Here is a 13,907-nt window from a genome sequence, read left to right as displayed (position 1 = left end):
CGTTGAACCCTCTTACCGGAGACCTCTTCAGTTATGAATCACCGCCACGCCGTGACCTCGTACCGGCTAAGCGGGACTTACGAAACACGCCTTAGGCGGCCGGGTAGCCGGCGGCGCTCAGGTATCTGTTCAGGGCTTCGGCGTAGCGGCTGGGTCGGCTCAGACCGGTCGTGCCTTCGCGGGCCTGCTGCTCTGCGCGGCGGTTGTCGAGATCACCCATGGTGTTCCTCCCGGACGGTCGTACGTCCCTGTGTCTCTATGGCACCGTGACTCGAGTGCTGATCAGTAGGGTCACGGGTCCCGCTGGTGAGGGTCTTCTGCGTCCTGCTGGTGCCCGGGCTGGTGGGGACGACCATGACGGGGCAGGGCGCATGGCGGATGCAATGCGTGATGGTGGCGCCGGTCTGTCCCGTCCACGGCGCGGAGGATTGGTGTGCGCCCAGGACCAGTAGCGCCGCGTGCGCGCTGTGGTGCAGCAATGCCTTCTCGGGCGCCCCGATGATCACTTCGGGTACCGCGTAGACGCCGGTGGCCGCGAGTTGAGCGGCCAGCCGCTCATGGCCCTGGTGGTTCAGTCGTGCTGTCGCGGCGAGCAGCAGTTGCGCGTCGACATTGCCCAGTGAGCGCGCGTGGACAACGATCAGGGCACCGGCGCGCCACCTGGCTTCTCGGGCGGCCGTGACAAGGATGCTCCGGGCGCCGGTCGAGGACCGGATGCCGGCGACCACGAAACCGCGGACGCGGCGCAGCTGAGTGTGGTCGCGGATCATTACGACGGGGCAGGGCGCGTGTCGCAGGCAGGCCCGGCTGACCGATCCGAGCACCACCTCGCTGATGGCCGGCCGTGCCCGGGTGCCGAGCACGAGCAGATCGTGCGGTGTGCAGGCGGCGCATAGGTGGTCTGCGGCATCACCCGGGTGGTGCCGCACGGTCACCGGATAGCCGCCGGTGAGCTGGCACGGGAGCGCGCCGAGATCGCCGGGGTCGTCGTGGTTGCCGGTGACCGTGTAGGCGGTGAGCGGGACGCGGCGGAGCCGGGCCTCGTCCGCTGCCCAGCGCAGCGCCGCGGTCGCGGCCGGTGAGCCGTCGAATCCGACCATCACGTGACCAGCCGACATGTCGGGCTCCTACGGGGTGGGCTGCGCAGTTGTGCCGGTTTCGTGCTGGTGGTGAACGACCATGACCATGCGGTGTGCCCGGTGCAGGGTGCTCATGGCGACGCTGCCGAGCGTGATCTCGCGGACTGCGGATCGCCCGCGCGACCCGAGTACGATTACTGCCGCGCCGTGCTCGCGGGCGGCCGTGGCCAGGGCGTCAGCGGCCGCAGCCGAGGAGCCTTCGTGCCGGCTGTCGAGCTGCAGCACTGTCATCTGCGGTGTACCGGGCAGGGTGGGTGGGTCCACCTCGTCATCGACGGTGGTGAGCAGGACCTGGCGGTGCGGCCACAGCCGTACGGCCGTGCGCAACGCGATGGTGGCGCCCGTGGATCCGTCCCAGCCCACGAGTACCGGGCCCTGTGCCAGGGCGTCTTCGTCGGTGGCTAGCAGTGGGTACGGTGCCACCAGGATCGGCTGGGTGGCGTAGTGCACTGCCATGTCGGATACGCTGCCCAGCACGGCGCGGGTGCCGCCCAGCCCGCGGGATCCGATCAGCAGCACCTCTGCGTCGACCTTGCGAGCGAGTTCGGTCAACGCGAAACCCTCGCCGCCGTAGCAGCGCACGGTCAGCGGCTCGGCGGTCCAGCCAGCGGCCTGGGCCAGCGCGACGCCCATGGCTGCGATGCGGTCGGATTCGCGTTGCCCTTCCCGCTCGACGGCGGTGACGAACGTGTCCACCTGCCGGGTGCCTCTCCAGAGCCGCCGCCGCAACTGCTCGCTGGCGAACGGCGGGGTCCACAGATGGGCGATCTGCGCATGCGCGGCGGGCAGCAATCGGGCGCAGTTCTCGATCGCCGAGCCGGACGGCAAGGACCCGTCATAGCCGACCACTACGCGTACCGCGGACCCGCTCATGGATCTCTCCTCTCTCGACGTAGGTCTTGGGGGACATCCACCGTTTCGAGCGTGCAGACAGCCTCGGTCGCAGCGCCAGAGGCGACTGGCCCATCCGCGCCAAGGGGACAGCGCCGAGCCCTGGCCTGCTACCGCTACGAAGGGCCTTCGCCTCTGGCCGTCTTGCGCGCCGGCGGTCATCGTGGGGCTATGGCGCGCGGAGAGTACATCACTGTGGCTCTGGCGTTGTGGGTCGGCGCGGGGCTGGCGGCGGCGCTGTGGATGGCGCGGCGTGGTCACCGGGATCCGCTGTGGATGTTCTCGGCGGTGGTCTTCGGTCCGGTGCTGGCGGTGATGGCCCCGGAACGTATCGAGCGGGTGCCGCGGCTGGTGTCGGCCGAGGCGCCGCAGGAGCCGGCTGAGGGCGTCACGGTCCTGGTCGGCGTCGACGGCTCGCCGGAATCCGGCGCGGCGTTGCGGGCCGTCCTGGATCTGCTGCCGGGCGGGCTGGGTCGGCTCATCGCGGTCGAAGTCGTCGACTACGACGCTGCGGACAGCGACTGGCGCGGCCGGCAGGCGGCGGCGCGTGCGCACTTCACCGCCGCGCACGCCGTGTGCGGCCGGCGGAAGGTCGAATGCGAGGTGCTGGCCGGACCACCGGCGCAGGCGCTGCTGCGCTGCGCCCGCGAGCAGGACGTCGACCTGATCGCGGTGGGCCGGCGTGGCCGCGGTCTGTCGGTACGCCTGCTCGGCAGCGTCGCCGACGAACTGACCCGTACGTCGCCGGTGCCGGTGCTGGTCGTCGGCGCCCTCGCCGTGACCGATCGGCCGCAAGCCGAAACGAAAGCCACCGCACCCGGGTAACGGGTCCGCGATCGACCGCTGCGGGAGGGCAGAACGATGACGACGTCCGTACTCTCGGGCAGAGCCGCGCACCATGGGCTGCCCGCCCACGAGGTGGTGCTGCTGCTGGAAACCGACGCCCATCGCGGTCTGGGCGAACACGAGGCGGGCGAGCGGCTGGCCCGGTACGGGCCGAACACGTTGCCGCCGGCCAAGGGCGCCGGGCTGCTGGTGCGGATCCTGCGCCAGTTCCATCACCCGCTGATCTACGTGCTGATCGCCGCCGGTGTCATCACCGCCGTGCTGGGCGAGTACGTCGACTCGGCGGTGATCTTCGGCGTCGTGCTGATCAACGCGGTCGTCGGGTTCATTCAGGAGTCGAAGGCCGAGGCTGCGCTGGAGGGCCTGAGGTCGATGGCACGTACCCAGGCCACGGTGATCCGCGACGGCCACCCGCGCGCCGTCGCGTCCGAGGAACTGGTCCCGGGAGATCTGGTGCTGCTGGAGGCGGGCGACAAGGTGCCCGCCGACATGCGGCTGACCCGGCTGGCCGAGTTGCGCATCAACGAGTCTGCGCTGACCGGGGAATCGGTGCCGGTGACCAAGGACGAGGTGGTGCTGCCCGCAGGGCTGCCGGTGGCCGACCGGCGCAACATGGCCTACTCCGGGACGCTGGTCACCACCGGCAGCGGCGCCGGCGTCGTGATCGCCACCGGAGCGGAGACCGAACTGGGCCAGATCCACCGCCTGGTCGGCGCCGCCGAGGTCCTCGACACCCCACTGACCCAGAAACTTGCCGGCTTCAGCAAGATCCTGACCGTCGCCATCCTTGCGCTGGCCGCGGTCACGTTCGCGGTGGGCCTGCTGCGCGGGCACGACGCGGTGGAAACCTTCACCGCCGCGGTGGCGCTTGCCGTCGGTGCGATCCCTGAAGGACTCCCCGCAGCGGTCACGATCACCCTCGCGATCGGGGTGACCCGAATGGCCCGCCGCCGGGCGGTGATCCGCCGCCTGCCCGCCGTGGAGACCTTGGGTAGCACCACCGTCATCTGCTCCGACAAGACCGGCACTCTCACCGAGAACCAGATGACCGTCCGCAACCTGTGGACGGCTGCCGGCCTCTACGAGACCACCGGATCCGGGTACGCCCCGGACGGCGCCCTGCACAGCTCCGCCGGTGAGGTGACCGCCCTCGACGCCGATCAGGCGCTGCGCTGGGCGCTGCTGGCCGGGGCGGCCTGCACCGACGCCGCGCTGACCTGCCGCGACGGGCAGTGGGACATCGTCGGTGACCCGACCGAAGGCGCGATGGTGGTCGTCGCCCGCAAGGCCGGCTTCGCCTCCGATCAGGTCAAGGCGATGCTGCCGCGGGAGGCGACGATCCCGTTCAGCTCGGACCGGCAGTACATGGCGACGCTGCACCGCGACGCCACCACCGGCAGCCCGCACGGGCAGGTGGTGCTCGCCAAAGGCGGCGTCGAACGGGTGCTCAAGTTGTGCGGCACGCAGATGGAAACCGACGGAACCGTCCGGGGCGTGGACCGCGACGCGGTCCTCGAGGCGGCCGGCGACCTTGCCGGAAGGGGACTGCGGGTGCTGGCCACCGCCATGCGCCCGGCGGCCAGCGCCGCTGAATTCACCGAGGACCGCCTGCCCGGCAGCATGGTGCTGACCGGACTGCAGGCGATGCTCGACCCGCCCCGCGCCGCCGCGACCGCCGCCGTGACGGCCTGCCACACCGCCGGCATCAAGGTCAAGATGATCACCGGCGACCACGCCGCCACGGCAACCGCGATCGCCGCACAGGTCGGCCTGCTCGACCCGAAGCAGTCCGGCGCGGATGTGGTGCTGACCGGCGCTGACCTGGCCGCGTTGCCCGCCGAGGAGTTCCCCGACGCGGTGGACCGGGCGGCCGTGTTCGCCCGGGTGTCGCCCGAGCAGAAACTGCGTCTGGTCGAAGCTCTCCAGGCCCGTGGTCACGTGGTCGCGATGACCGGTGACGGCGTCAACGACGCCCCGGCACTGCGGCAGGCCGGCATCGGGGTCGCCATGGGCGCCAGCGGCACCGAGGTGGCCAAGGACGCCGCCGACATGGTGCTCACCGACGACGACTTCGCCACCATCGAGGCCGCCGTGGAAGAAGGCCGCGGCGTGTTCGACAACCTCACCAAATTCATCACCTGGACCCTGCCCACCAACATCGGCGAGGGCCTGGTCATCCTGGCCGCCATCCTGTTCGGCGCCGCCCTGCCGATCCTGCCCACCCAAATCCTGTGGATCAACATGACCACCGCGGTCGCACTCGGCCTGATGCTGGCCTTCGAACCCAAGGAAACCGGGATCATGACCCGGCCACCGCGCGACCCTGACCAGCCGCTGCTCACCCGCGCCCTGATGGCACGGATCCTGCTGGTGTCCACCCTGCTGGTCGCCGGCTCCTGGTGGCTGTTCCACTGGGAGCTCGACAACGGGGCCAGCTTGGCCGAGGCCCGCACCGCGGCCGTGAACCTGTTCGTCGTGGTCGAAGCGTTCTACCTGTTCAGCTGCCGCTCCCTCACTCACTCGGCCTGGCGGATCGGAGTGTTCACCAACCGGTGGCTCATCGCCGGTGTCACCGTCCAAGCCCTCGGCCAGCTCGCGATCACCTACCTGCCCGCGATGAACACCCTGTTCAGCACCGCCCCCATCGCCGGCGGCGCCTGGCTGCGCATCCTCGGCATCGCCGCGATCGCCAGCCTCGTCGTGGCAGTCGACAAGCGGCTGCGGCGACCGGCCTGAACCCATGAGGGCGGGAGGAGACTCCCGCCCGCACGGTGCGCCCGAGGAGGTGAGGTGACAGGGATGCTTACCGGACCACCCGCCGGGGTGCGGGTCGCCACCAACCTATCCGACCGGGCCGTACGGCGGGCCGCGCAACTCGCCGGACAACACCACGCGGCGCTTCGCGCCCTCTACGTTGCGCCCACCGGGCTCGACCCGCAGCTCACCGCATTCGCCCACGCCCGCCTGCGCGCCCCGCTCAACCGGCACGCCGCGAACGCAGCAGACGGCCGGGCCATCGTCCGCCACGGCTTCGTCGTCCATCAGATTGCCACCGAGGCCGCTGAGAACGACACGGAGCTGCTCGTCCGAGGATTCCTACTGGACGGTCGTGCTGGCCGTCGACATCTCACCCGCCTTTGGTGCCCTTGTCGATCAGCCCACCTGGTCCCGGTGTGGTCTGCCTCCGCACAGTCCACGTCCACGTTGCCCGGTCGATGTCCCCGGCCCGGATGCCGGACACCTCGCCGATGCGGGCTGCGGTGCACGCGACGAACGTGGCGATGTGCCCCCACCCGGTGAACTGACCGTGCGACCGGGCGACGAGCGCGTCCGCGAGGGTGGTCAGCGCTTCCCAGCTTGGCAGGGCGAGCGAGCGAGGGTCGTCCAACTCGTCCTCGGCGCGCTGGTACTCGCGCTGCCAGCCTGTGACCCGTGCGACGTTGCGGTCACCACGCCGTCACGCACGGCCTGTTCCAGCATCCTGACCAGGATGGCGAGGGTGTTCTTGACCGTCGAGCGGCTGTACTCGTCCTCGATCCACGAGCAGACGGCCCGGTCCACCACGCCGTTGGTGATCATCCGCATGGGGATGCGGCCGAGGGTCGGCACGACGCGCAACCGCCGTTCTTGGCTAGGTGGTCGAGGTTCGTCGGGCATAGTCGGCCGAGCGGGCCGCGCAATCCACCTCCCGCCGACTCGCCGCCGCAGCGCCTACTGTGGGGTCGGCCTCACCGGCGCAGCGATCGGTCGATGCGGGCGAGCGCCATGGCGTCATCGCCCTCCGATGCCTCCGCCGGTGCCTCCGCCGGTGCCGGCCGGACCAGGCGCTCCAGCATGATCGTGGCGACGATCTCGGCCTCCTGCTCGTCGTGGTTCTGGTAACCAGAACGGCCGAGCATCTCGCGGACGAGGTCGGGATCGAGGTCGGGGAAGAGCAAGCGGGCCGACTCGTCCGCGATCGCCTCGATGCCGGCGTGACCGCAGAGCATGTGGGCGAGTTCATGGGCGATGATGTGGTCCTGGTGACGCGGGCTCGTCATCGACTCGTGGAACACGAGGTCGCCCTCTCGGGTGGCGATCCACAGGCCGCAGGCGCCGGAGTGGCTCATCGGCATCGGGATCAACTGGATCGGCCGGCCGCGTTGCGCGCCCACTCGATCGAGGACGGTGGTGATGTCGCCGTCGGCGGGGAGATCCAGGGCATCGACCAGCGCATGCGCCGTACGGCGTAAGTTCTTGAGCCGCCGGCCGTGGGTGAGCCGGTCAACCAGCCGTTGTCGGATCAACATCCACCTCGTCCTCGCTCGGGTAGGTCGCTGTGTAGCCTACGGATTCCGCCTGGATTTCGGGGGGCGGTGTGGCGGGGACCCGGCGCCGCGCACGCCCACGTTGTGCAGCTGTTCCAGCACTGCGAGCTGGTACGCGACCCGGTCGGTGTGCGCCTGGTCGAAGAAGTAGCTGATCTCGACGCCGAAGAACGCGGCAAGGGAGGCGAGCAGGGCGGCCGGGGGATTGGCCTGCCGGCCCGTGCGTAACTCGCGAAGGTAATCACCGGTGATCCGTGCGTCCGGACGTTCATGACCGAGGTGTTCGGCAAGTTCGTCGTCGGTCCACACACGACCCTGTGGGCGGCTCATCCGGAACAGCTGATCGACGCGCTGGGCTAGCAGGCTCGCCTCGGAGGGCACGGCGAAGTCGTCATCGGGCACCGTGCCACGATAATCAACCTTCAGTTGATTTCAGTACCCAGCACGGACTGTCAGTTGATTTCTAGTTCTCAAGTTCATTATCGCCCTCGATCGCCGGCAGGCCCTGCAGCTTTCGCACCTGATCGAGAACCGAGGTGATGGCGGCCAGGCTCTCCGGCGGCAGGCCGACCGCGCGCAACGCGATGCCCTGGACGCCGGCCGCACGCAGGCCGTCGAGCATGGCCAACTGTGTCGCGACCCGGTCGGAGAACTCCCGGTCGAGGAAGTAGCCGACCGGTACGCCGAAGAATTCGGCGAGCGCGACCAGCAGATCGGGCGACGGGTTGGTCCGTTTGCCGGTCCGCAGGGCGGACAGGTAGGCGCCGCTGACCCGCAGACTGGGGCGGATCTTGCGGAGCTCTTCAGCGACCTCGCTGTTGGTCCAGCGCCGACCCCCTGGTCGGCTCGTGCGGAAGAGCTCGTCGAGTCGCTGGGCAAGCGCCGCCGCATCGGGTGACCCCTCGCGGGCAGGGCTGTCGTCGGGCACGTGTACCTCCTGGAGACCCCCACCCACTGTACCCAACGTTCCGTTGATTCCCGCACGGCGAGCGCAACTGGTGGTTGGCAACCAGTAGTTGACACATACCAGACGAATTCAACTAGCAGTTGCATCGATCTTGGTCGCGACCTAGGCTTCCCCCTGTCTGGCACTCCGCCGGATCGCGACAGCCCTAAGGAGACGTCCCCTATGCCGGAAACCGGGCCAACGATCCGCATGGCGCTCGAAGAAGCCGAGCGTGATCAGCTGAACAGTCTCGTCCTCAAGGTCCACGAGAACTGTCCGGGTCAGATGGAATACCGGTACCTCGCCTTCATCCGCGACCATGTCGGACTCACGATCGCGGGGCTACGCGAGACCTACGCGACCGCTGGCGGTCAACCAGTCCTGGTCACCGGCCTGCCGCGGTTCGCCGACATCGAGCAGACCAAGATCCTCGCTTTGTTGCTGGGGCAGACGGTGGGCAACTGCGTCGCCTACAGCGACTACAACGGGTCCTATCTCACCGACATCCGGCCGACCACCCTGTCCCGCGAGAAGAGCTCCGGCACCGAGCTGCTGGCGATGCACAACGACCTGGCCTGGGCGAGCAACGCCTGCCGGCCGCGCACCCTGGTGCTCGTGCCGCACGTCGCCGAGGGCGCGGTCCCGCGTACGCTTCTCGCTCCGGCGAGCGAGGTGGTGGCCCGGCTCGACGACGACACCATCGCGCTGCTGCGGCAGAGCGTCTTCGAGGCCCGCTCAGGCTCGTCGCTCGGGTGGAAGTACGAGCGCATTCGCCGCATGGCGCTGCTCGAGGAGTCCGGTGGCCGGCTCGTCATCCGGCTCAACTTCGACGCCTTCACCCCGGCCGCCGGGCTCGACACCGACCAGCGCGCCGCCGTCGCGGCCGCCCACGAGCGGCTGCACGAGGCTGCACTTGCCGTCGGCCGCGAACGCGGGCACGCCGCGCGCAAGGGCGAGGCGCTGATCATCCCGAACGACGAGTGCGTCCACGGCCGCGACCCGATCGACTACGGCAACTGCGAGCGCCTGCTGCTGCGCAGCTACGTAGTGCCGGACGAGGTGGTGGCGCGGCAGCGCCGCACCATGATCTCGCTCGAGTCCTGAGCGGCGGGCGACCATGACTGACATCGCCGTCATCGGCGCCGGCCACGTCGGCCTGACGCTGCTCACCGATCTCGTGTCCACCCAAGATCGGCACGGCCTGAGCGCGCGTGCGCTGACCGTTCGGGACAAGCCCGGCGCGACCGCGCGGCGGATCGCCGGGCCGTTCATCCGCACGAACATGATGAACGGCGAGAAGGACCGGGTCGAACTGCGCCCGGAGCACTTCGGCCAGCTCAGTGACCCCCGCACCGACGGTCTGCTGGAAGGCGCCCGCCACATCATCGTGACGGTGCCGGATATCCCATCCGTACGCCTGCGGCTGCTCGACCGTATCTCCCGGCTGAAGTCCCTGCCCGGCAAGGTGATCACTTTCGTCCGCGCCGGGCAGGGCGGCCAGCCTGTGCTCGCCGAGTGGGCCCGCCGCACCCCCGAGCTGCGCGACACCTCGCTGGTGCTGATCGAGGACTCGTTCTACGGCACCCGCGCGATCGGGACGTGCATCTCGTACAAGCGCAAGCTCACCGTGAACGTCTCCATCTATTCGCGTACGCCCGAAGCCGCCGCCGACGATCTGCGGGCGCTGTTCCCGCTCGGGCATCTCATCGGCCGCCCGTCCTGGCCGGACGTCGAGGTGCGCCCCGGCATCGGGCTGCAGTTCGATCCGCTCGGCTACATCATCCACGTCGGTATCGCCCTCGACTCTCGCAACCTCGAGCGCACCCGGGCAGGCATCGTCTACCAGCACTACACCGACGGCGTGCACCGGGAGCTCGCGGAACACCTGGACGCGCTCGACCAGGAACGGGTCCAGCTCGCCGCCGCGTACGGGGTCGAGGCGCAGACCTTCCCCCGCATCATCGAGCGGCAGTACGGCATCCCGTACCAATCGGACTTCTACCAGATGATGCAGTCTTGCCGCGAGATCTATCGGTCGGTCTCCTGCGCGTCGATAGACGAGCTGAAGCAGTCGCGGATCGTCCGGGAGGACATCCCCGGGCTGCGCACCATGCGCTGGCTGGCCGACGCGGCCGGAATCCGGCTGCCCGCCACCGAACGGTACGAGGCGCAGGTCATGCGCACCGCGGCCGAGATCGACGTGCACGGCAGTGACCTGGTCGGCTATGTGCCCGAGCTCAGCGCGATCCCGGCCTCGCTGCCGCACCTCACCCGGCTGCTCACCACACCGCACGACTTCGAACTCGCCGACGCGACAGGACGGATATGATCTCCAGCGCCCTCGAGAAGGCCTACCGTCGGTACGCCGACAAGCGCCCCAACAGCGCGACGCAAAACGCCCTCGCGCGGGCCGTGCTTCCGTCCGGGGTGACCCGCTCGGTGCTCGACTTCGACCCCTTCCCGTTCACGGTCGCGTTCGCGTCGGGCTGCCGGCTGACCGACGTCGACGGTCACGAATACCTTGACTACCTCGGTGACTACAGTGTCGGCATCGCCGGGCACAACAACCCGGTCGTCCGAGACGCGGTCGCTGGTGTCCTCGATAGCGGCTGGTCGTTCGGAGCAGTGGCCGCCGACGAATACAACGTGGCGCGCCTGCTGTGCGAGCGCTTCGCGTCGATGGACCTGGTCCGGTTCACCAGCTCCGGCACCGAGGCCAACCTGGTTGCGCTGTCGCTGGCGCTGAAGTCGGCGGCCCGGGGCAAGGTGCTGGCGTTCGACGGCGGCTACCACGGCGGGTGTCTGAGCTTCAGCCGGGACGGCTCGTCGCTCAACGTCCCGTTCGACGCGGTCGTGTGCGAGTACAACGACCTCGACTCCGTGGCGACGGCCTTCGACCGGTGGCCCGATCAGATCGGCTGCGTCCTGGTCGAGCCCATGCTCGGCTCGGGCGGCCGGATCCAGGGCACCCCCGCCTTCGTTCGCGGACTGCGGGAACTGTGTGACCGGCACGGCGCCCTGCTGATCTTCGACGAGGTGCAGACGTCACGGATGGCGTACGGCGGTGCGCAGTCGCTGTTCGGGGTGCACCCGGACCTGACAACGCTCGGCAAGTACATCGGCGGCGGGTTGAACTTCGGTGCCGTCGGCGGCAGCCGCGACGTGATGCGGCTGCTCGTCCGCGGCCGTGAACCGCATTTCGATCACTCCGGCACGTTCAACAACAACCGGTTCACGATGGCAGCAGCCGCCGCCATGCTCAGCACGGTCCTGACCGAGGAGAACCTCGGCGTGCTGTTCGAGCGCGGCGAAGGGCTGCGCAAGCGCGCCGATGACGTGCTGCGCGCCGCCGGGTTTCAGGCCACCGGCTGGGGCTCGCTGCTGAACGTCCACCCGACGGACGTGCCGGTAACCCGGGCCGCGGATCTGGCCGGCACCGACCGGCGCCTCACCCAGCTGCTGTTTCACGAAATGCTGGATCGCGGCGTCTACATCGGCAAGAGCGGCTTCGTCACGCTCAGCCTGCCGCAGGCGCCGGAGACCGACGACATCTTCGTGGCCGCCCTCGAAGACTCGCTGCGCGCGATCCCGGCCGGCCCGCACCACTCCAACCGATCTACCTGGGGAAGCTGACCATGACGACGATCACCGTAGGCCCCATCTCCTTCGAGACCGGATTCCCCTCCATCGCCCAGCTCGAGGGCGACCACGCGGAGCCGGCCACCCTGCTGGCAAGCCTGGACCAGAAGCAGCGCGAAGTTGTCCGCGAGCTGCTCGACAGCACCGGTGCCGTGCACTTCCGCGGCTTCGGGATCCGGACGATCGACCTGTTCGAGACGGCCGCACACAGCCTACTCGGCGAGCTCGCCCCGTACCGTGGCGGCGACGCGCCGCGCCGCGCCGAGCGCGGGTTCGTCTACAACGCGGCCGGCCCCGACAAGTCCAAGCTGCTGCGCGCGCACAACGAGCTCTCGTATGCGCCGTGGCACCCGAAGGCGCTCTGCTTCGCGTGCGGCCGGCCCGCGGACGAGGGCGGCGCAACCACGATCATCGACGGGCACCGGGTGTACACGTCGCTGCCGCGTGCCGTGCGCGACGCGTTCCGCACCCTCGGCGTCGCCTACATTCAGCACCTGCCGCACGCCGCCGGCGACCCCAGCGGCATCAAGTCGTGGCCGGAGACCTTCGAGACCGACGACGCGGACGAGGTCATGCGGATCTGCCAGGAGAGCTACACCTCAGCCAAGTGGACGCCGCTGGGCCTGCTGACCAGGAACGTCACGCCCGGCACGCTCGAGGTCGGGTCGGACAACCGGATCGCCTGGTTCAACCAGGCGCACATCTGGCGTAAGGACCCGAGCGTGATGCCCCACGTCAGCGACATGGGGGTGTGGGAGACCCGGTTCGGCTACGGCGCCACGTACGGGGACGGCACCGAGATCACCACCGAGGACATCGACCTGGTCAGCAAGACACTGATCGACTGCACGGTGGAGGTCACCTGGGACGCCGGTGACCTTCTGCTGGTCGACAACCGGGCGGCCATGCACGGGCGTACCCCGTTCAGCGGCGAGCGCCAGGTGTTCGTCGCGTTCGCCTGACCGTCGTATGCCGCACCGAAGTGGAGCCCGCATGCCCGACACCGAAAGGCTCGCGTCGATGTACGTGCGAGAGGTGGAAACGCTCGCCGATGTAGCGCCGCAGGACTGGGACCGGATCAGTGCCGGGCTCGGGCTCTACTACTCGCACGCCTGGTTGCGCATGCTCGAGACCAACCCGGGCGCCCGGGTCCGCTACCTCCTGGCGTCGCGCGGCGGCACCCTGCTGGCCGGCCTGCCGATACAGCAGGTACGCCAGGAGACGCTGCGCAACTATCTGCCGGAGAAGCACGCGAAGGTCACCGGGGGCGGACGCTGGCTGCTGGTCGGCACCCGGCGGGCCTACGCCAGCGGGGTGGCTGTGGACCCGGCGGTGACCGGACCCGACCGGCTGGAGGTGATGCGTTCGCTGGTCGAGGCCGCGCGCGAGTATGCCACCGCGACCGGACACGACGGCGTGGTCTGGATGTATGCCACCACTGCGGCCGCAGCGGAATTGGTGGCGTGCGGCGCACGTGCCGGCTTCGCCGGTGCGGACGCGGTCATTCAGCCACCACCCGGCGGCGTCGAGGGCTACCTTTCGTCGTTCCCGTCGAAGGCCCGGCGGGAGATGCGGCGGGAGATGCGGGTGTTCGAGGCGGCCGGTTACCAGGTCACGAGGTCACCGCTGTCCGAATGCTGGGCCGAGGCGGGCGCGCTCCAGTTCAATATCCAGCGCAAGTACGGGCACGAGACCACGCTGGAGGCCGAGCAGGCGTCGCTGCGTAACCAGGCGGCGGCGCTCGACGCCCACAGCCTCGTGCTCGGCGTGCGCGCCGACAGCCGGCTCACCGGATTCCTCCTGCTCTACCGGTGGGCCGGGACGCTCTATGCCCGCGTGACGGGCTTCGACTACGACGCGCTGCGCCGGGCGTACGAATACTTCAACCTCACCTACTACCGGCCGATCGCCCTGCTGGACGAGCTCGGCCTCACCCAGTTGCATCTCGGAACCGGATCCCTCGACACCAAGATCGACAGGGGTGCGGTCCTGCGGCCGCTGTGGATGGTGGCCCTGCCGGCCGGCGGCGGTGACCACCACGGTGCCGACACCGCATCCGAGCTGCGGGAGTGGCGGAAGCGATATCCCGGCCCGGCCACCTCGTCCGCCGAGTGGGAACCCGCGTGGTCCAGCCGATGA

At 69.6% G+C, this 13,907-nt stretch carries 12 protein-coding genes and 3 pseudogenes; 8 read left to right on the top strand and 7 right to left on the bottom strand.

Features of this window, described 5'->3' with window-relative positions; translation table 11 throughout:
- Positions 1–91: 91 nt before the first annotated feature.
- The 3 genes and pseudogenes from AB0K03_RS40360 to AB0K03_RS40350 all read right to left on the bottom strand — a co-directional run bounded on the left by AB0K03_RS40360 (position 92) and on the right by AB0K03_RS40350 (position 2,012).
- Complete coding sequence (locus AB0K03_RS40360) at positions 92–220, bottom strand: hypothetical protein (protein WP_364697206.1); 129 nt, start codon at positions 218–220, stop codon at positions 92–94.
- A gap of 71 nt (positions 221–291) precedes the next feature.
- Positions 292–1,118: pseudogene (locus tag AB0K03_RS40355) on the bottom strand (universal stress protein).
- Between the two features lie 9 nt (positions 1,119–1,127).
- Entirely contained in the window at positions 1,128–2,012 is an 885-nt protein-coding gene (locus AB0K03_RS40350) for a universal stress protein (RefSeq protein ID WP_364697203.1), read from the bottom strand.
- Between the two features lie 189 nt (positions 2,013–2,201).
- On the opposite strand from AB0K03_RS40350, the gene AB0K03_RS40345 reads away from it, so the two are divergent.
- From AB0K03_RS40345 to AB0K03_RS40335, 3 genes and pseudogenes are all read left to right on the top strand, one after another.
- Entirely contained in the window at positions 2,202–2,855 is a 654-nt protein-coding gene (locus AB0K03_RS40345; protein WP_364697200.1) for a universal stress protein, read from the top strand.
- A 36-nt stretch (positions 2,856–2,891) separates the two neighbouring features.
- On the top strand, positions 2,892–5,612 hold the full coding sequence (locus tag AB0K03_RS40340) for a cation-transporting P-type ATPase (RefSeq protein WP_364697197.1): 2,721 nt from the start codon (positions 2,892–2,894) through the stop codon (positions 5,610–5,612).
- Between the two features lie 63 nt (positions 5,613–5,675).
- A pseudogene (locus AB0K03_RS40335) lies at positions 5,676–5,909 on the top strand (hypothetical protein); the annotation flags it as partial.
- Between the two features lie 103 nt (positions 5,910–6,012).
- Here the strand turns inward: AB0K03_RS40335 and AB0K03_RS40330 are convergent.
- The 4 genes and pseudogenes from AB0K03_RS40330 to AB0K03_RS40315 all read right to left on the bottom strand — a co-directional run.
- A pseudogene (locus tag AB0K03_RS40330) lies at positions 6,013–6,491 on the bottom strand (site-specific integrase); the annotation flags it as partial.
- A gap of 113 nt (positions 6,492–6,604) precedes the next feature.
- Positions 6,605–7,165, bottom strand: a complete 561-nt coding sequence (locus AB0K03_RS40325; protein ID WP_364697194.1) for a hypothetical protein — start codon at positions 7,163–7,165, stop codon at positions 6,605–6,607.
- Positions 7,166–7,201: 36 nt separating this feature from the next.
- Complete coding sequence (locus tag AB0K03_RS40320) at positions 7,202–7,585, bottom strand: hypothetical protein (protein ID WP_364697191.1); 384 nt, start codon at positions 7,583–7,585, stop codon at positions 7,202–7,204.
- 61 nt (positions 7,586–7,646) lie between these two features.
- The gene (locus AB0K03_RS40315) at positions 7,647–8,111 is read right to left on the bottom strand and encodes a helix-turn-helix transcriptional regulator (protein ID WP_364697188.1); all 465 of its coding nucleotides are present in this window, start codon (positions 8,109–8,111) and stop codon (positions 7,647–7,649) included.
- Between the two features lie 228 nt (positions 8,112–8,339).
- On the opposite strand from AB0K03_RS40315, the gene AB0K03_RS40310 reads away from it, so the two are divergent.
- Genes AB0K03_RS40310 through AB0K03_RS40290 form a run of 5 tightly spaced genes read left to right on the top strand, consistent with a single transcriptional unit; the run spans position 8,340 to position 13,907 of the window.
- A complete protein-coding gene (locus tag AB0K03_RS40310) occupies positions 8,340–9,233 on the top strand; it encodes a TauD/TfdA family dioxygenase (RefSeq protein ID WP_364697185.1) in 894 nt (297 codons plus the stop codon).
- A gap of 13 nt (positions 9,234–9,246) precedes the next feature.
- Positions 9,247–10,458, top strand: a complete 1,212-nt coding sequence (locus tag AB0K03_RS40305; protein WP_364697182.1) for an NAD/NADP octopine/nopaline dehydrogenase family protein — start codon at positions 9,247–9,249, stop codon at positions 10,456–10,458.
- Positions 10,455–11,762, top strand: coding sequence for an aminotransferase class III-fold pyridoxal phosphate-dependent enzyme (locus AB0K03_RS40300; protein ID WP_364697179.1), 1,308 nt, complete (start codon positions 10,455–10,457; stop codon positions 11,760–11,762). Before AB0K03_RS40305 ends, AB0K03_RS40300 begins: the two co-directional genes overlap by 4 nt.
- A gap of 2 nt (positions 11,763–11,764) precedes the next feature.
- Positions 11,765–12,730: a TauD/TfdA family dioxygenase gene (locus AB0K03_RS40295; RefSeq protein WP_364697176.1), complete on the top strand. Its 966-nt coding sequence runs from the start codon at positions 11,765–11,767 to the stop codon at positions 12,728–12,730.
- A gap of 31 nt (positions 12,731–12,761) precedes the next feature.
- Positions 12,762–13,907 (top strand): GNAT family N-acetyltransferase, encoded by a 1,146-nt coding sequence (locus tag AB0K03_RS40290; protein ID WP_364697173.1) that lies wholly within the window; start codon positions 12,762–12,764, stop codon positions 13,905–13,907.

It is taken from the genome of Actinoplanes sp. NPDC049316 (genome assembly GCF_040677315.1).
Classification (GTDB): domain Bacteria; phylum Actinomycetota; class Actinomycetes; order Mycobacteriales; family Micromonosporaceae; genus Actinoplanes.
This window is presented reverse-complemented; position numbering and strand designations above follow the sequence as displayed.